Annotated in this window: 19 protein-coding genes; 4 read left to right on the top strand and 15 right to left on the bottom strand. The window is 33.8% G+C overall.

Features of this window, described 5'->3' with window-relative positions; genetic code table 11:
• Nucleotides 1-18 precede the first annotated feature (18 nt).
• Nucleotides 19-1146 (top strand): T9SS type A sorting domain-containing protein, encoded by a 1128-nt coding sequence (locus AAFN75_RS07650; RefSeq protein WP_411809002.1) that lies wholly within the window; start codon nucleotides 19-21, stop codon nucleotides 1144-1146.
• 107 nt (nucleotides 1147-1253) lie between these two features.
• Here AAFN75_RS07650 and fbp read toward each other — a convergent pair whose 3' ends face one another.
• Nucleotides 1254-2267: a class 1 fructose-bisphosphatase gene (gene fbp, locus AAFN75_RS07645; RefSeq protein WP_144114980.1), complete on the bottom strand. Its 1014-nt coding sequence runs from the start codon at nucleotides 2265-2267 to the stop codon at nucleotides 1254-1256.
• A gap of 121 nt (nucleotides 2268-2388) precedes the next feature.
• On the opposite strand from fbp, the gene AAFN75_RS07640 reads away from it, so the two are divergent.
• Genes AAFN75_RS07640 through AAFN75_RS07630 form a run of 3 tightly spaced genes read left to right on the top strand, consistent with a single transcriptional unit; the run spans nucleotide 2389 to nucleotide 5969 of the window.
• Nucleotides 2389-2868, top strand: coding sequence for an N-acetyltransferase family protein (locus tag AAFN75_RS07640; RefSeq protein ID WP_411809001.1), 480 nt, complete (start codon nucleotides 2389-2391; stop codon nucleotides 2866-2868).
• Between the two features lies 1 nt (nucleotide 2869).
• Nucleotides 2870-4120, top strand: coding sequence for an aspartate kinase (locus AAFN75_RS07635; protein ID WP_411809000.1), 1251 nt, complete (start codon nucleotides 2870-2872; stop codon nucleotides 4118-4120).
• A 22-nt stretch (nucleotides 4121-4142) separates the two neighbouring features.
• Nucleotides 4143-5969 carry a GNAT family N-acyltransferase gene (locus tag AAFN75_RS07630; RefSeq protein WP_411808999.1) on the top strand — a complete coding sequence of 609 codons (1827 nt, stop codon included), beginning with the start codon at nucleotides 4143-4145 and terminating at the stop codon, nucleotides 5967-5969.
• A 139-nt stretch (nucleotides 5970-6108) separates the two neighbouring features.
• Here the strand turns inward: AAFN75_RS07630 and AAFN75_RS07625 are convergent, their stop codons facing one another.
• The 14 genes from AAFN75_RS07625 to AAFN75_RS07560 form a co-directional block, all read right to left on the bottom strand.
• Nucleotides 6109-6585 (bottom strand): YtxH domain-containing protein, encoded by a 477-nt coding sequence (locus AAFN75_RS07625; RefSeq protein WP_411808998.1) that lies wholly within the window; start codon nucleotides 6583-6585, stop codon nucleotides 6109-6111.
• 107 nt (nucleotides 6586-6692) lie between these two features.
• Complete coding sequence (locus AAFN75_RS07620) at nucleotides 6693-7457, bottom strand: sulfite exporter TauE/SafE family protein (protein ID WP_411808997.1); 765 nt, start codon at nucleotides 7455-7457, stop codon at nucleotides 6693-6695.
• Between the two features lie 23 nt (nucleotides 7458-7480).
• Nucleotides 7481-7867, bottom strand: a complete 387-nt coding sequence (locus AAFN75_RS07615) for a VOC family protein (RefSeq protein WP_411808996.1) — start codon at nucleotides 7865-7867, stop codon at nucleotides 7481-7483.
• A gap of 43 nt (nucleotides 7868-7910) precedes the next feature.
• Entirely contained in the window at nucleotides 7911-8366 is a 456-nt protein-coding gene (locus AAFN75_RS07610) for a DUF1801 domain-containing protein (protein WP_411808995.1), read from the bottom strand.
• 7 nt (nucleotides 8367-8373) lie between these two features.
• Nucleotides 8374-8880: a DUF4199 domain-containing protein gene (locus AAFN75_RS07605; RefSeq protein WP_411808994.1), complete on the bottom strand. Its 507-nt coding sequence runs from the start codon at nucleotides 8878-8880 to the stop codon at nucleotides 8374-8376.
• 101 nt (nucleotides 8881-8981) lie between these two features.
• Nucleotides 8982-9392 carry a response regulator transcription factor gene (locus AAFN75_RS07600; RefSeq protein ID WP_411808993.1) on the bottom strand — a complete coding sequence of 137 codons (411 nt, stop codon included), beginning with the start codon at nucleotides 9390-9392 and terminating at the stop codon, nucleotides 8982-8984.
• Nucleotides 9393-9401: 9 nt separating this feature from the next.
• The gene (locus AAFN75_RS07595; RefSeq protein WP_411808992.1) at nucleotides 9402-10337 is read right to left on the bottom strand and encodes a 2-hydroxyacid dehydrogenase; all 936 of its coding nucleotides are present in this window, start codon (nucleotides 10335-10337) and stop codon (nucleotides 9402-9404) included.
• 240 nt (nucleotides 10338-10577) lie between these two features.
• Entirely contained in the window at nucleotides 10578-11957 is a 1380-nt protein-coding gene (mgtE, locus tag AAFN75_RS07590) for a magnesium transporter (RefSeq protein WP_411808991.1), read from the bottom strand.
• A gap of 19 nt (nucleotides 11958-11976) precedes the next feature.
• A complete protein-coding gene (rsmA, locus tag AAFN75_RS07585; RefSeq protein WP_411808990.1) occupies nucleotides 11977-12771 on the bottom strand; it encodes a 16S rRNA (adenine(1518)-N(6)/adenine(1519)-N(6))-dimethyltransferase RsmA in 795 nt (264 codons plus the stop codon).
• Nucleotides 12772-12839: 68 nt separating this feature from the next.
• Nucleotides 12840-13292, bottom strand: coding sequence for a GNAT family N-acetyltransferase (locus AAFN75_RS07580; protein WP_411808989.1), 453 nt, complete (start codon nucleotides 13290-13292; stop codon nucleotides 12840-12842).
• A gap of 9 nt (nucleotides 13293-13301) precedes the next feature.
• Nucleotides 13302-13625, bottom strand: coding sequence for a DUF4286 family protein (locus AAFN75_RS07575; RefSeq protein WP_411808988.1), 324 nt, complete (start codon nucleotides 13623-13625; stop codon nucleotides 13302-13304).
• A 90-nt stretch (nucleotides 13626-13715) separates the two neighbouring features.
• Nucleotides 13716-14228, bottom strand: coding sequence for a GNAT family N-acetyltransferase (locus AAFN75_RS07570; RefSeq protein WP_411808987.1), 513 nt, complete (start codon nucleotides 14226-14228; stop codon nucleotides 13716-13718).
• 1 nt (nucleotide 14229) lies between these two features.
• Nucleotides 14230-15999, bottom strand: a complete 1770-nt coding sequence (locus tag AAFN75_RS07565; RefSeq protein WP_411808986.1) for a tetratricopeptide repeat protein — start codon at nucleotides 15997-15999, stop codon at nucleotides 14230-14232.
• A 328-nt stretch (nucleotides 16000-16327) separates the two neighbouring features.
• Nucleotides 16328-16450 carry a hypothetical protein gene (locus AAFN75_RS07560; protein ID WP_262481141.1) on the bottom strand — a complete coding sequence of 41 codons (123 nt, stop codon included), beginning with the start codon at nucleotides 16448-16450 and terminating at the stop codon, nucleotides 16328-16330.
• Between the last annotated feature and the right edge of the window lie 54 nt (nucleotides 16451-16504).

The raw sequence follows: 16504 nt of genomic DNA, 5'->3' as shown, positions 1-16504 counted from the left end.
CCTTTTAAACCCAACCAAATGAAGCATACTTTCCTTTTATTACTAGCATTGATAATTACTAAAAGTTACTCGCAAACAGAAACAAACTTAATACATGTACCCGAAGTTTGGGAGAATGATATTTGGGATGGCACTAAATGGGTTTTAGCTTCTCGAACTACATTCACTTTTAATGGTTCGTGCTTAGCAACCGAAGGCTTATCTGAATTTATTGATTACGGAGGCTCTGGAATGCTTGAAAACGCTTCTTACCTTACATTAACTTACAACGCTAACGATTTACCTGTAGAATCTATAAACCAGCTTTGGAATGAAGATACAAGTACTTGGGAAGATCAGTTAAAAACAGAGTTTATTTACACAGGAACTAACCTAACACAATATATAAATTACGATTGGCTTAATAATACCTGGGAGCAATCCAATAGAGAACTAAACACCTATAATACTTCAAATTTACTTACAGAAAATATAACTCAAACTTGGGATGAAACAAATATGGTTTGGATGAATAATACAAAAACCGAATACACCTATAACCCAAACGATACTTTTAATGTTGTAACCATATATGACCATAATAGCAATTGGGTAAGGGATACAAGAGAAACTTATACGTACACCGGAAATTTATTGACCTCTAAAAAAGCGGATCATTGGAACTCCTCTACCTGGGAGAATGATAGAATAAGACATTTCACCTACGATAGTAACGACTTCTTAATTGAAACCTTAAAAACAAAATGGAACGGCAGTACTTTTGAAAATGACAACCGGGTTTTGCAAACTAACAATAGCGATGGTTTCCCTACCGAGATGACTAACCAAACTTGGTTTTTTGGTTCGTGGTTAAGTGCCAGCAGAGATAGACGCACTTACCCGAGTTGCTCGTCGCTATCTATTAAAGATACAGCCAAATCAGAACTTAAAATTTACCCCAATCCAACTAAAAACGAACTAAATATTAAGTCTAAAACTTCTGGGGTGGTATCTATAACCGATTTAAATGGCAGACTAATTAAAAGCTTTAATCATAAAAACAATACCACAAGATTTGATACTTCCAAAATAAGCAACGGCGTTTATGTATTGCGTTTTGAAGGTGAGAATGTCAAAGTAACCAAACGCTTAATTATAAATCATTAGCTACCTCATTACTCAACTCTAATAACAAAAAATGCGAACCTTATGGTTCGCATTTTTTTTATTCACTGTATCTGTTGTAATCTTAATCCTAAAAGTAAATTGATGTATTATCTTTTTTCAGCATTACGCATAAACTCTTCAGCTTTTTCAACCATATTTTTACTACCGCAAATAAAAGGAACACGTTGGTGTAATTCAGTTGGTTCAACATCCATAGTTCTTGTAAACCCATCACTAGATTTCCCATTAGCTTGTTCTGCTAAAAACGCCATAGGGTTACATTCGTAAAGTAAACGTAACTTCCCTTGGGGGTTTTTAGAACTTTGTGGGTACAAATAAATACCACCTTTAATCATATTTCGGTGAAAATCACTTACCAAAGACCCAATATATCTTGATGTATAAGGTCGGTCATCCTCTTCTTGTTGGCAATACTTTATATAATTTTTTATACCTTGAGGAAAATGAATATAGTTTCCTTCATTAACCGAATAAATAGTGCCATCTTCCGGAAACTCCATGTTTGGGTGCGATAAATAAAAGGAACCAATTGCAGGGTTTAATGTAAACCCATTAACGCCATCTCCTGTAGTATAAACAATCATGGTAGATGTTCCATAAACCACATAACCAGCTGCTACTTGTCGGCTTCCTTTTTGCAGAAAATCATCTAAGGTTACTTCTGTTCCAACAGGAGTAACACGTCTATAAATAGAAAAAATCGTCCCAACCGAAACATTAACATCAATATTAGAAGATCCATCTAAAGGATCAATTAGCACTATATATTTGTTTTGATGATTTTCATCCTGACTATTAATAGAAATAAAATCGTCTTCCTCTTCACTTGCAATACCACAAACAATATTTCTTTTAGTTAAAGTTTGTATAAACTTTTCGTTAGCATAAACATCCAGTTTTTGCTGGTCTTCACCTTGAATATTAGTATCGCCCGCTGCACCAATAATATCAACTAAACCTGCCTTATTAACTTCATGGTTTACAACTTTAGCGGCTAATCGAATTGAGTTTAAAAGACTTGATAATTCACCTGAAGAATATTTAAAAGACGACTGATTTTCTATTATAAATTCTCCTAAGGTTTGTTTTTTGTGCGACATGAAGTTGTTTTTTAGTTTAAACAAATATCTAAAAATTTTAATAAACTACAACGTTTTCGCTACAGATATATACTTTTAAATGAGCAACTTTAAACTATATTTGACACATTAACAATACATCATGGAATTTAAAATTAGAAACGCAAAGGCAGGCGACATGCCACAGGTACATCAATTAATTACGGAATTAGCCATTTTTGAAAAAGAACCAGATGCCGTAGAAGTAACCATTGAAGACTTACAAAAGGATGGTTTTGGCGATAAACCAGCATTTCATTGCTTTGTAGCCGAGGTTAACTCTAAAATTGAAGGTATAGCTTTAATATATAACCGCTACTCTACCTGGAAAGGTAAAATTATTCACCTAGAAGATTTGATTGTTAGCAAAGCTATGCGAGGATCTGGTTTAGGCACCGCACTTTTAGATACGGTTGTTAAATATGGTCACGATTTAGGCGTAAAACGCATTAATTGGGAGGTTATAGATTGGAACGAACCTGCCATTGATTTTTATGAGAAAAAGGGCGCAACAGTTTTGCGAGATTGGGATGTTGTTCAATTAAGTGAAGCAGGAATTAAAAATTATATAGCAAACTTATAACATGCAAGTATTTAAATTTGGTGGCGCTTCGGTAAAAGACGCTAATGGCGTAAAAAACTTAGCTATAGTGCTAAAAAAAGTAGGCTATAAAAACACACTTGTAGTTGTTTCTGCTATGGGAAAAACCACCAATGCATTAGAGCTTGTCATTAAAAATTACTTTGATAATAAAACCGAATTACAAAGTTCGCTTCAAGATGTTAAAAACTATCATAATGCCATTTTATTAGACCTGTTTGACAATGTAAATCATTTTGTTTTTAAAAAAATAAACGATTTATTTGATGAACTTAATAGCTTTTTAAAAAGTAACAAATCGCCAGATTACAATTATGTTTACGACCAAATTATTGGTTATGGTGAGCTTTTATCTACCACTATAATTAGCGAATACTTAAATACAATTAATATAAAAAACAATTGGATAGATGTAAGAAGCCAAATTAAAACAGATAACTATTACAGGCGCGCCAATGTAAATTGGAAAGCCACCCAAAAACTTATAACCTCTAGTTTTAACACATCAATTTTAAACATAACTCAAGGTTTTTTAGGAAGCGATAACAACAATTTTACAACCACATTAGGTCGAGAAGGTAGCGATTATACCGCCGCCATTTATGCCTATTGTTTAAATGCTAGTAGCGTAACCATTTGGAAAGATGTTCCTGGTGTTTTAAACGCAGACCCACGTTATTTTGAACACGCACAGCTTTTAAATAAAATATCGTATCGCGAGGCCATAGAATTGGCGTTTTATGGTGCTTCTGTGATTCATCCTAAAACATTGCAACCACTTCAAGGTAAAGAAATTCATTTATTTGTAAAGTCTTTTTTAAACCCAGAAGCTATGGGTACTCAAATAGGTAAAAACGAAACGTTAGAACCTATGATGCCTTGCTTTATAGTGAAAAAAAACCAAGTATTAATTTCACTTTCTTCTTTAGATTTTTCATATATAGTTGAAGAAAACATTAGCGAAATTTTCAGTCTTTTACATCAATATAAGATGAAGGTAGATGTTATTCAAAATTCAGCAATAAGCTTTTCAGTTTGCGTGGATGATATTTACAACAATCTTGATGCCCTTTTGCATCATTTAAAATCTAAATTTAAAATAACAAATCATACAAACGTATCACTTTATACCATACGGCATTACACCCAATCTGCAGTACAACAAATAGAAACAGGTAAAACTATTTTATTAAAACAAATAACTCAAGAGACCATTCAAGTAGTAACTAAATAAACATTTTAGTACATTTACACCCATGACCAAAGCGCAAGACACAGGATTAGTAACCCCTAAAGAAGTTGCAAAAGCCATACAGCTAGATAAATATGGCTTTATGGGTACTTTTGTGGGTTGGGTTTTAATGAAGGTTCTTAAAATATCTACTATAAACAAGTTTTATAAACGCAATAAGCACCTAAAAGACATAGATTTTATAGACAGCATTTTGGATGAGTTTCAAATTAAATTTGAAATACCAGAGGAAGACTTAAAACGCTTACCTAAAGATGGTGCTTATATAACAGTTTCTAACCATCCACTTGGTGGAATAGACGGCATATTACTTTTAAAATTAATGCTAGAACAGCGCAAGGATTTTAAAATAATCGCTAATTTTTTATTACAAAGAATAGAACCTTTGGTGCCTTACATAATGCCTGTTAATCCTTTTGAAAACAGAAAAGATGTAAAATCGAGCATTGCAGGCTTTAAAAACTCCATACTACATTTAAGAGCTGGACACCCATTAGGTGTATTTCCTGCAGGAGAAGTTTCCACGTATCGCGATGGAAAATTGGTGGTTGATAGACCTTGGGAAGAATCTGCTATGAAACTAGTGCAAAAGGCAGAAGTACCAGTTGTTCCTATTTATTTTCATGCTAAAAACAGTAAATTATTTTATAAGCTTTCTAAAATTAGCGACACCTTTAGAACAGCCAAATTACCATCGGAAGTTTTAACACAAAAAAGACGGGTTATAAAGGTTAGAATAGGCAAGCCCATTTCAGTAAACGATCAAAAAGAACACGGTTCGCTTAAAGAATTCTCTGAGTTTTTACGCCGAAAAACATATATGTTGGCCAATGCTTTTGAGAATAAATCTAAAATATTAGACAATATATCATCAACCTTAAAAACACCTAAAGCGCCCAAAAACATTGTTACTCCTGTTGATAATGCGTTAATAATAGCTGAAGTCGATGCACTTAGAGAAAACGATGCCAGACTTTTACAAAGTAAAAATTACGAAGTGTTTTTGGCTCAAGCTAAAGACATGCCAAACATGTTGCGCGAAATTGGTAGATTAAGAGAAATTACCTTTAGAGAAGTTGGCGAAGGCACCAATGAAGCTATTGATTTAGACACCTTCGATGAGTATTACCACCACATGTTTTTATGGGATAACGACAGCAAAGTACTAGCCGGAGCCTACAGAATGGGCCTAGGATCCAATATTTACAAACAATTTGGTATCAATGGGTTTTACCTGCAAGATTTATTTCGATTTGAACCCGAACTACATAAAATGATGAGCGAGTCCATTGAAATGGGGCGCGCCTTCATAATAAAAGAATATCAGCAAAAACCAATGCCTTTATTTTTACTCTGGAAAGGCATTGTACACACCACATTACGCTACCCAGAACACAAATACCTAATTGGTGGTGTAAGTATAAGCAATCAGTTTTCAAACTTCTCAAAATCCTTAATGGTCGAGTTTATGAAATCGCATTACTACGACCCATATATTGCACAATACGTGCATCCTAAAAAGGAATTTAAAGTAAAACTTAAAGATGCCGACAAAGACTTTGTTTTTGACGAAGCCGAAGCCGATTTAAACAAATTCGATAAGTTTATAGACGAAATAGAACCAGGTGCATTGCGCTTGCCAGTTTTACTAAAAAAATACATTAAACAAAACGCTCGTTTAGTCGCTTTTAACGTCGATCCTTTGTTTAACAACTCGGTCGATGGCCTAATGTATATTCGTATTGCAGATCTACCAGAAAGCACCGTAAAACCAGTTATGGAAGAGTTTCAGGCAGAACTAGAACGTAAGCTAGAAAACAAAACCGACTAAAAATTAAAGGTTCCCAACCTCGCCACTACTACCACTAAGCTCCTGTTTAGCAGTAGTGCAGGTAACTTTATAAAACAAAAAAAGAAGCCTTATAAGACTTCTTTTTAATTATTTATAAATGCTAAATATTAGCTTTATTCTATAATGATTTAAACCAATTTTGGAAATGCTCTCCCAATACTGGTGTTAGTTTCTTTTCGCCACCTAAAGCACCTACTAAACTCATTATCCAAAAAACAAGCATTACTATATTTAAAATCCACCCAATAACAGGTATAAAACTTAAAATTAATGATACAATCATAAGCCCTAACATTTGTCTAATATAAAATGAAGCAAATTCAGACTTGTTACTATTATTCATTACCAAAGCAATAATCCATCCTATTAAGGTAATATGAGCAATAATAGCTATATTTTTCTCATTGCTTAATGCTTCCTTGGCATCTTCAGCAAATTCAGAAGCCGTTTCTTTTGCATCATTAGCAAATTCTTTAGCTTTTTCTTTAGCTTCTCCAGCTATTTCTTCAGCTTTATCTGCTGCTTTTTTTGCTCCGTCTTTTGCGTCTCCTAACATATCATTTAGATCGTCGCTTAAATTTTTTTCATCAGACATTTTTATATTTTTTATTTTGGTTAGACTGTAAAATTAGTAAAAATTAAATTGTTATTTATCTATATGTAACATTACTTAACCTAATGTTACATAGTCTATTAGTTATTTTATTTAAATAACATAATTACACCACCAAGAGCGGTTACAATTAAAATAAAACGTCTGTAATTTACATTAGAAATTAGCTTAACAATTTGCGCTCCTACAAAAAACCCTATTATTACGGCCGGAATTAAAACAGAATTTAAAACCAAAGTCTCTACAGTAACGGTTTTCCAAACAAAAATGTGAAATGGCAACTTAAACACATTTATAATAAAAAACAACCATGCCGCTGTACCTATAAACTCGTTTTTAGGAAAGCGCATTACCATAAAATAAATATTAGAAACAGGACCCGCCAAATTACCAATCATGGTTGTAAAACCTGCTAAAAAACCTAAGGAAATACCAAAAATTTTATTGGTTGGTACGCTATCAGACTTTTTGTTTTCATTATAAAACATTAACGCCACCGAACCTATAATTATAATAGCCATAAGCTTTTTAAAAAGCAATGCCGAAATATCGTTACCTACCCAAACACCAACTAAAACACCAACAATCATCCACGGGATTAGTTTTTTAATAATACCCCATTGCGCATGTCTGTTATAATAAATAACCGCAAAAACATCGGCGCAAATTAGCATTGGTAGTAAAACTCCTGTTGATGCTTTTTCGCCAAAAACAAAGGCCAGAATAACCACGATTATAATACCAATACCTTTTATACCAGATTTAGATAAGCCTAATAAAAAAACGGCAAACCCAATAGCTGCCCACTGTAATGTTGTTAAGTTGTAAGATTGAAGAATTTCTATATAAGACACCTTTTGTTTTTAGAAAAACGAATTTACAAAAAAGCAGAATCTACGGGCTCCCAAAGTTCAATTTTATTTCCGTCGTTATCTAAAATCCAACCAAACTTACCGTATTCATACTCTTCTATTTCGCCTACAATGGTAACACCCTCTTCTTTTAAAACTTTAAGTAATTCTTTTAAGTTTTCTACCCTATAATTAAACATAAAGTCCTTTTTGGAAGGCTCATAATATTTTGTATCCTCAGGAAAAGGACTCCATTGCGTAGAACATTTTTTACCGTTCTCATCGTTCCACCAAAACGTGCATCCATAATCGTCGGTATTAAAACCTAAATGTTTTTTATACCAATCTTTTGCCGCCTTAGGGTCTTTAGTTTTAAAAAATAAGCCACCAATGCCTGTTACACGTTTTTTCATAATACTTTTTATTTTTTTGTTCCCGCTAAGGCCGAAATTAGCCTTACTTTTTTATTGTAGTTTCATAAATATTAATCCATTCTTCAGCGCTTACTTTTGCTGTTAGTTCGCCAATTAAATCGAAAGGAATATCGTCCATTTTTTTAAAACGCATACAACTTTTACCCATATCCAATTTATACTTACAACGTTTTGCATACTCTGCAGTAAACCAATCCATAACTTCTTGTTTAGAATAAATGACCATACTGTAAACCGCAATAAAATTTTTTTGAGAAGCCAAATTCATGAAAGGTAATGGTAGTTTTGTGTTACAATGGTAACCCTGTGGATATACCGAATGTGGAATTACGTAACCCAACATACCGTAACTCATGGTCTCTTCTACGCCTTTTGGAAGATTATCTAAAATTTGCTGTCTTAGTTTAGTAATAGGTTCTTTTCTATCTTCTGGCAATTCATCCAGATATTGTTTTACGGTTGTGGCTTTCGATTGCATTTTAAATTTATTTACGTTGAAGAATTAATCCGGATATTAAAGATATAACAAATCCAATAAGCACAACGGTAAAGCACATTAGTAACGCCATAAAACCAGAGCCTCCATAGTCTTCCATTTGTTTAACGAGTTCTGCTTTTTGGGTTTGATACGCTTCGGGCGAAAGGGTGCTTTCCATAGTTTTTAAGGTGGTTTCTAAATACTCTGTAGCAAAATCTGGGTTTACAACGGTAGTATAAATATAATCTGCAATACCAACGCCTATGCCAACTAAAACCGATATTAAACCACCAATAATTATTGCTTTTCCTAATGACAAGATGCCATTATTCTCATGGTCGCGAAAATGCTTAATCCCGAAAAACACAAAGGACAAGCATGCTATCATGGAAGCATAACCCAGAAGTTCTTGCGTGGAGTAACTTAAACCTTTACCAAGTACAATGGATGCTAAAAAAATTACAACACCCGTTAACAAACCATAAAGGCCGTATTTAATAACTGTATTTTTCATCTGTATAGTTTTAGATTTGTTACAAAGCTAGAATACCGGTAGAAAATGAGGTCATACTAAAGTACCAAATGCCTAGTACTTTTGTATAAATGTATTAAATTTTAAATAATTTGAAGCTTTTGTGCTATTTGTAATGCCTGCGTTCTGCGTTTTGCATTTAGTTTTACTAGAAGATTGGATACGTGTGTTTTTATAGTACTTTCTGAAAGAAACAATTTATTTGCTATTTCTTTATTTGATAAACCCTCTGAAATAGCTTGAAGAACCTCGTACTCCCGCGTTGTAATTTCTAAATCTTTTATTTTTTGATAATTTATGGCTTGTGAAGAGTTTGCTGGTTTTTGAAGACTCTTTTTATTTATATAAATGCCAACTATTAAAAATATAACGGCAATTATAGTAATTGCAAATTCCATTTTTAAATTTCCAGAAATAATAGAATAGGTACTTATTTGAAACAGTAGTAACAATGCTATTATTAATCCTGAAAAAACTAAGATGGTTTTCTTCATGCATTAAATTTAACAAAATTTTGCTTTAATTTTATCTACAATGGTTTGCGCTAATTTCTCTTTACTTTCAACAGTCCAACCGGCAACATGTGGCGTTAGCAGCACCTTTTCTGAATTAATTAAATATTGAAAAGCCTCTGGCATTTGAGATGAAAACAAACTTTCGAAAGATGCTTTTTCGTACTCCAAAACATCTAACCCTGCACCCAAAATTTTACCAGATTTTATGGCTGAAACCAAATGGGTTGTAACCACACTTTTACCTCGTGCTGTATTTAAAAACCACAACGGATTTTTAAATTGGTTTATAAACTCTGTATTAATCATGTTTAAGGTTAGTGGCGTTTGCGGTGTGTGCATGCTTAACACCTCTACTTTGTCTTGAAATTCGGTTAGCGATACTTGTTTTGCATTGGCATCGCCAACATTGCTTTTTATATCGTAGCAAAGTACCTCAACATCGAAACCACGAAGTTTTTTAGCAAATGCTTTCCCCATGTTTCCGTAGCCAATAAGCCCTACGGTTCTGCCATCTAGTTCGATACCACGGTTATCTTCGCGCAACCATTTGCCAGATCTAACCTGGGCATCGGCTTTATTTAATTTATTAAAAAGCGACAGTAACATACCTAAAGTGTGCTCGCCTACGGCATTCCTGTTACCTTCGGGAGCAGAAATTAAATACACACCTTTTTGTTCGGCGTAATCGCAATCTATATTCTCTAGACCGGCTCCTACACGACCTATAAATTTTAGGTTTTTTGCGGCATCTAAGAATTGCTTATCTATGGTGAAGCGGCTTCTTATTACGATACCATCATACTCATGTATTGAGGCTTCAACTAGTGCTTTTGAAGAGGTAAAATCTTCATGATTAGTGAATCCTAAGTCATTTAATTGATGGATTAATAAATCGTGATTGCTATCGAGGTGGAGTATTTTCATGTTGTAAAATTACGGCGTTTTAATTTGTGTAAAAATATGAAAAGATGGTTGTAAATAAGCACTAATTTTGTTATTGAATACCTTAGTTTACGGATTAACCCGCGTTAGGGATTGCAGTGGAAAGCCCATAGCCTCACGAAGGAAGTGCGAGGACTTGAAACCTTTCGACTTCGCTCAAGACAGGCTCCAAGCCCGACCCTTTTATGGTAACCTGCCTTCCGGCAGGCAGGCGCCCAAAAATTATATACCTAAAATGGATTTAGCTATTAAGAAATAGAGTAAAATACCTAAAATATCGTTGCTTGTTGTAATAAATGGTCCCGTTGCAATGGCTGGATCGATGCCACGTTTATTTAAAAATAACGGTACAAATGTGCCAATTAAGCCTGCAATAACTATGACGGCGACTAGTGATACTGAAATAGCGAAAGCGACTAGCATTTCGCCTTTTACTGCCCAAACAAATAGGAATAAAAATATGGCTAAAATGGTACCGTTTAGAGCGGCAAGTAGCATTTCTTTTATTAAACGGCTGTTTACACTGCCACGAACATCGTCGTTGGCAAGACCTTGCACGATTATGGCGCTTGATTGAACGCCTACGTTACCTGCCATGGCCGCGATTAGTGGCGTGAAAAAGAATAATACAACGGCTTCGCCTGTGAAAAGGCCTTCGAAACCTTCCATGATTAAAAAGGCGCCTATACCACCTAATAATCCTAAAAACAGCCATGGTAAGCGTGCTCTGGTAAGTTCGAGAATACTATCATCGGCCTCGACATCGCCGGTAATACCCGCTGCCATTTGGTAATCTTTTTCGGCTTCTTCTTTTAAAACATCTACAATATCGTCGATTGTGATACGTCCTAACAGGATTTTATTATCGTCGCTTTGAATTACGGGAATGGCTTCTAAATCATACTTTGCCATGATTCGTCCCACTTCCTCGACCTTTTCGTTAACGTTTACATAGTCGACGTTTACTTTTACTATTTCGGAGATTTTTTGATCGCTTTTGGCTACTATTAGATCTTTTAAAGACAGGCGACCAATAAGTTTTTCTTCCTTATTTACTACGTAAATGGAATGCACGCGGGTTACCTCTTTAGCTTGTCCGCGAATTCTGCGCATACAGCCAGCAACAGTCCAGGTTTCGTAAACTTTAACAAGCTCTTTTGCCATAAGTCCACCTGCAGTATCCTCATCGTAAGCTAAAAGCTCGGTAATTTCTGCTCGGTGTTCGTCGTCTATAATTTGAGCGATAACGTCTTTTTGACGCGATTCTGATAACTCTGCAATAATATCGGCAGCATCATCGGTATCAAGCTCTTCAACTTCTTCGGCAATTTCTTTTGCTGAAAGATTTTTTAAGACTTTCTCCCTGTTATCCTCATCCAACTCCATTAAGATATCGGAAGTGGTTTCAGAATCTAGAAGCTTTATAACATACATAGCTTGTTCTAGATTTAACTCATCTAGAATTTCGGCAATATCAGCGTAATGAAACTCGTCTAAGAACTTTTTGAGTTCCTTATCGTTTTCTTGTTCGATAAAAAGCTCGACTTGCTCAATAAGATCATCAGTTAATTGAAATTGTATGTTTTCGTTTTCTTCTGACAAATGGAAGGATTTAAAAAATTTACGCGTCGTTTTCAAGTAATTGTGTTAGCTCAATAAAGGCTTGAACACTTAATTGTTCCGGACGTTTGCCAAATATACTATTTGCTTTTAAATTATCGGATAAATTGAATGTTTTTAAACTGTTACGAAGTGTTTTTCTACGTTGCTGAAATGCTGCTTTAACCACCTTAAAAAAGAATTTTTCATCGCATGGTAAACTATAATCTGCTTTTCTGGTAAGTCTTAAAACGCCAGAATCTACCTTGGGTGGCGGATTGAAAACATTTGGCGGTACTGTAAATAAATATTCGGCATCGTAAAAGGCTTGTGCTAATACCGATAAGATACCATAAACTTTACTGCCTTCTTTTGAGCAAATACGTTGTGCAACTTCCTTTTGAAACATACCTGAAAATTCGGGAATTTGATCGCGCATTTCTAATGTTTTAAACACAATTTGTGTTGAAATATTATAAGGGAAATTACCAATTATAGCGAATGGCTCCTGATTGAAAACCTCGTTTAAATCGTATTTTAAAAAATCTTTTTCTATTATGCGTGGTGCCAGGTTTAAATAATTGGCTTGCAAATACTCCACCGATTCGGTATCAATTTCAATAACATAAGTCGTGCAGTCTTTTTTTAACAAGTACTTGGTAAGCACGCCCATTCCTGGACCAATTTCCAGAACATTTTTATAATCTTTTAAAAGGAGTGTGTCTGCAATTCTTTCGGCTACAGTCTCATCATTTAAAAAATGTTGGCCTAAATGCTTTTTTGCTTTTACTTGATGATTGTTTGGTTTGTATGCCACAGAATTTTCCTTTTAGCTTACAAAGATACAAAAGACCTTTTCGACTAGGCTTAAGCTGACAAAAACTTTTAAAACTGTAATTTAAAACCCTCGTGAGATGCTATAAAACCTAAGTTTTCGTAAAATTTAATAGCTTCGGGACGTTTTTTATCGGAAGTCAACTGAATAAGTACCGCATTTTTTTCTTTGGCTCTATTTATAGCCCACGTAAACATAGCTTTACCTAAACCTTTTCCTTGCTGCTCCTTCTTTATATGAACCGATTCTATTTGCGCCCTTAAGCTCCCTAAACGGTTTAAATATTGTAAAAAGGTAAGTTGTAAGGTGCCAACAATCTCGTTAACCTCATTAACAACAACTATAAGCTCTTGGTTTTTATCTTCACTTATGTTTTTAAAAGCATCTAGATACTCCTTTGGCAATGGTGTTTGAAATTTTTCTCTGGTTTTACCAAGTTTGTCATCGGCATAAATACCAATAATCTCTGGTAAATCATCTAGAGTAGCTTTTCTATAAATCATTGCTAAAGGCTATTTAAAATTTACCGTGTATTCGTCTACAATTTCAAGCTCTGTTCTAAACGCCAACATTTTATCTGCGAATTTTTTTAATCCTTCTTGTTGTAATCTATCGGCATCTTCTCTATAAAAAGAATCTAAAGCCTCGCGAGAATACGAGCGGTATTGTACCGAATAGGTAAGACCTCCCATATCTTCTTCTACTAAAACTTGAGTTAAGGTTGCTTTTTCAAATTTTCCAGTTCCTAAAACTTTTGGAATGTGTTCTTTTATCCAAATAAGCCATTCGCTGTGAATAGATTCGTCGATATTTAATGTTTCGTTATATATAATCATAGCTTAAAAAATTTCAAATCTCAAAAACTAAATCGCGAAAGGTATTAGCCGTTTAGTTTTTATTATTAAGTAATTGATATGCGATTTAGTTTATAATGTTTTTGCAAATAACAGGAGTTCTTCATCATCTGCAAAAGGTTTTACGTGTTTTTCGAAGGTAAAGACTAATTTTTCAACTAATTTAATAGATTTTTTATTGTTGGGATTAACAATAGCTACCAGCCTTTTTAGTTTGAATTGTTGTTTAGCCAGCTTTATAACCTCTTTTGAGGCCTCGTAACCTATACCAATGCCCTCATAATCTGGAAGCATTGCAAAACCAATATCAACATCGTCTAAAGTGTCTCGTTTTATAAGTCCACAAGTACCAATTGACTTGTTATTTTCTGCTTTAAGCAATAGTTTATAAAACCCAAATCCTGTGGATTGATAGCTTTTAAGATGCCCTTCTTGAATTCTTTCTTCAGCTGCTTTAACTGTTTTAATATTGCGATCGCCAATATATTTTATCCAATTGGGCGAGTTTACAAGTTCTAAAAAAAAAGCCGCGTCTTTTAATGTGAATTTTAAAATAAGAAGCCTATTGGTTTCTGCAACTATCATATTAATTTATAGCATCGCCACGCAAGGTTCGGTACCGTTTTCTCGCATCTACAAAGTAAATACTATCGGCATGATTAAAAATAATTTGCTCGTAGAGTCCCTTTGCTTTTTCAGGAAGGTTTAATTGCTTTTGATATATTTCTGCTAAATGAAAAAGCGCATCGTCAATTAAAATACCGTCTTTATAATTATCTATCATAGCCTGATAATTTACGACAGCCTTGTCGTACTGCGATTTTAATTCGAATAATTGCGCTTGTTTGTATAAGGCTTGAGCGATAATTGGTTCGGTTTTATGTGCTTCCAAAATAGTATCTAGCAATGTTATAGCTTCGTCATTTCTATTTTGAAACGCTAACAAATCCGCCTTAGCATAAAGCTTTAATGCGGTTTGAAGGGAATCTTCATATTTATTATCAGAAATTAAAAGTTTTAAGTCCAACGCATCATTTGCAATAAGTTGCGATGTTGATGCTTTTAATATTTTAAGTTGCGATTCTGCCCATTTAAAATCGCCTTTATAATAACTTGCTTTAGCTACTTTAAAACGAGCTTGTTGGGAAATGGTACTGTTTTTAAGGTTTCGCTGAATTTGAGTATAGTAAATTAAGGCTTTATTAAATTTTTCTTGAAGAATTAAAATATCGCCTAACTCTAACTTTACTTGTGCTTTTTCTAGGGTTGATAAAGGCTGCTTTAAGGTAGACTCCAAAAAGTTAGTAGCCGCTTTAGTTTCGTTTAAATAGAATGCCAAAAAGTGGCCGTAAGCAATTTGCAACTCTAATGTTTCTGGTTGCTCGCCATAGGTTTTTAATAACTCTAGATACTTGCTTTTTATAGCACCGTAGTTTGCATTAGATTTTAAATCTATTTTTATTAAGTTTTGATGGGCTCTTAACTTGGTTTCGGCATCTGGAGCCGTTTCAATAATATAGTTTAAAACATCTTGAGCAACTTCGTTTTCATTATCGTTTACAGCAATTAATGCCAACTCTTCAATACGACTTAAACTTTCTGGTTGCCTTTTATAAATAGCCTTTTCTTGAGCAAAAGCCTTTTTTAAATCTTTTTGTTGAATAAATAACCAACTTAGCAACTCATTCCAAAGTGTGTTGGGTTGTTGCTGCATTTTTTTTAGTAGCAATTTGCGTAACAACACGTTATTCTCACTGGAACTATCCTCACTAATAAAATCGTTTATGGCACGTTTAACATCCCTTAAAACTAGCGGGTTCGATTCGGCAAAATTCAAGTAACTATTAAACATTTTTTCAATGTTACCTTGCTCACCATAAATTTGAGCTAGCTGCACATTAAAATTAAGATCTGGATTTAAAACAACTGCTTTTTCGTAGGCTATTACAGCTTCGTTTAAAAGCGAATGGTTTTGAAAACTTCTAGCTACGGCATACACATTTGTTGCTCTTTCATCTATTTTTGAAATTGCTATTTTATAATACTCATTAGCTTTTTCTAAATTATTCTTTAATTGGTAATTATACCCTAATTCTACAATAAAAGCAGGATATTTAACGTGCTCCATTAAATCTAGAATAAATTTTTCGGCATCATCATATTGTTCTAATTGCTGAAACGTGCCTATAATTTGAGTGATATAAGAAATATTGGAAGACGATTTTGCGTATAGCTTTTTGTACTCAATTAAAGCTTTTTCATATTCTCCTTTTTCAAAATAACTTTTAGCTATCGTAGCGTTTTGCGAATACAAAACACCCGAAATAAAGAAGCATAAAATTAGAATATATCGCATACGGTAAATATAATAAAAGTAATGTTTTGAAATTGTACTAAAGTCGAGTAATTAATTAGATGCCGCTAGACATCCAGATTAAGTCCACCAATACATATATTTTGGCACGACAAACATCACTGCTTAGTGTACAAACAAAAAAGTGCCCGATAAATCGAGCACTTACCAATCAAAAATAATTTTATATTAACTACTAGTTAACTAAATACTTGGATTGGGGACAGTATTAAATTCTTAATAACACACCAAATAAAACTAGCTTAACGGCTAGCTATTGGATTTACTTAGAACGCCTGTTTTTTAAAAATATTACTTTAAACTAAAAATTCTATTTACTAGCAATTACAGTTGAAGTACTTTCTGATTCAAACAATTCGAAATCTGAAGACAACACCTGTGATGCAACAAATATTAAAGTAATTAATAGGATAATACGCTTAAAATTCTTCATAATCAGTAGGTTAATAAGATTAGGTTAAGCGAACTTGCAAAATATTTTTCAAAA

The organism is Algibacter sp. AS12 (assembly GCF_046736315.1).
Lineage (GTDB): Bacteria > Bacteroidota > Bacteroidia > Flavobacteriales > Flavobacteriaceae > Algibacter_B > Algibacter_B amylolyticus.
Note: the sequence above shows the minus strand (reverse complement) of the source record. Positions and strands in the feature narration are given on the sequence as shown.

Excerpts from the sequence above, each read along its gene's own strand:
- AAFN75_RS07575 (WP_411808988.1), bottom strand. The coding sequence starts at position 13,625 with ATGATTATATATAACGAAACATTAAATATCGACGAATCTATTCACAGC.
- fbp (WP_144114980.1), bottom strand. The coding sequence starts at position 2,267 with ATGTCGCACAAAAAACAAACCTTAGGAGAATTTATAATAGAAAATCAG.
- AAFN75_RS07565 (WP_411808986.1), bottom strand. The coding sequence starts at position 15,999 with ATGCGATATATTCTAATTTTATGCTTCTTTATTTCGGGTGTTTTGTAT.
- AAFN75_RS07570 (WP_411808987.1), bottom strand. The coding sequence starts at position 14,228 with ATGATAGTTGCAGAAACCAATAGGCTTCTTATTTTAAAATTCACATTA.
- AAFN75_RS07630 (WP_411808999.1), top strand. The coding sequence starts at position 4,143 with ATGACCAAAGCGCAAGACACAGGATTAGTAACCCCTAAAGAAGTTGCA.
- AAFN75_RS07625 (WP_411808998.1), bottom strand. The coding sequence starts at position 6,585 with ATGTCTGATGAAAAAAATTTAAGCGACGATCTAAATGATATGTTAGGA.
- AAFN75_RS07610 (WP_411808995.1), bottom strand. The coding sequence starts at position 8,366 with ATGCAATCGAAAGCCACAACCGTAAAACAATATCTGGATGAATTGCCA.
- AAFN75_RS07650 (WP_411809002.1), top strand. The coding sequence starts at position 19 with ATGAAGCATACTTTCCTTTTATTACTAGCATTGATAATTACTAAAAGT.
- AAFN75_RS07635 (WP_411809000.1), top strand. The coding sequence starts at position 2,870 with ATGCAAGTATTTAAATTTGGTGGCGCTTCGGTAAAAGACGCTAATGGC.
- AAFN75_RS07615 (WP_411808996.1), bottom strand. The coding sequence starts at position 7,867 with ATGAAAAAACGTGTAACAGGCATTGGTGGCTTATTTTTTAAAACTAAA.
- AAFN75_RS07605 (WP_411808994.1), bottom strand. The coding sequence starts at position 8,880 with ATGAAAAATACAGTTATTAAATACGGCCTTTATGGTTTGTTAACGGGT.
- AAFN75_RS07560 (WP_262481141.1), bottom strand. The coding sequence starts at position 16,450 with ATGAAGAATTTTAAGCGTATTATCCTATTAATTACTTTAATATTTGTT.
- AAFN75_RS07595 (WP_411808992.1), bottom strand. The coding sequence starts at position 10,337 with ATGAAAATACTCCACCTCGATAGCAATCACGATTTATTAATCCATCAA.
- AAFN75_RS07600 (WP_411808993.1), bottom strand. The coding sequence starts at position 9,392 with ATGAAGAAAACCATCTTAGTTTTTTCAGGATTAATAATAGCATTGTTA.
- AAFN75_RS07580 (WP_411808989.1), bottom strand. The coding sequence starts at position 13,292 with ATGATTTATAGAAAAGCTACTCTAGATGATTTACCAGAGATTATTGGT.
- AAFN75_RS07640 (WP_411809001.1), top strand. The coding sequence starts at position 2,389 with ATGGAATTTAAAATTAGAAACGCAAAGGCAGGCGACATGCCACAGGTA.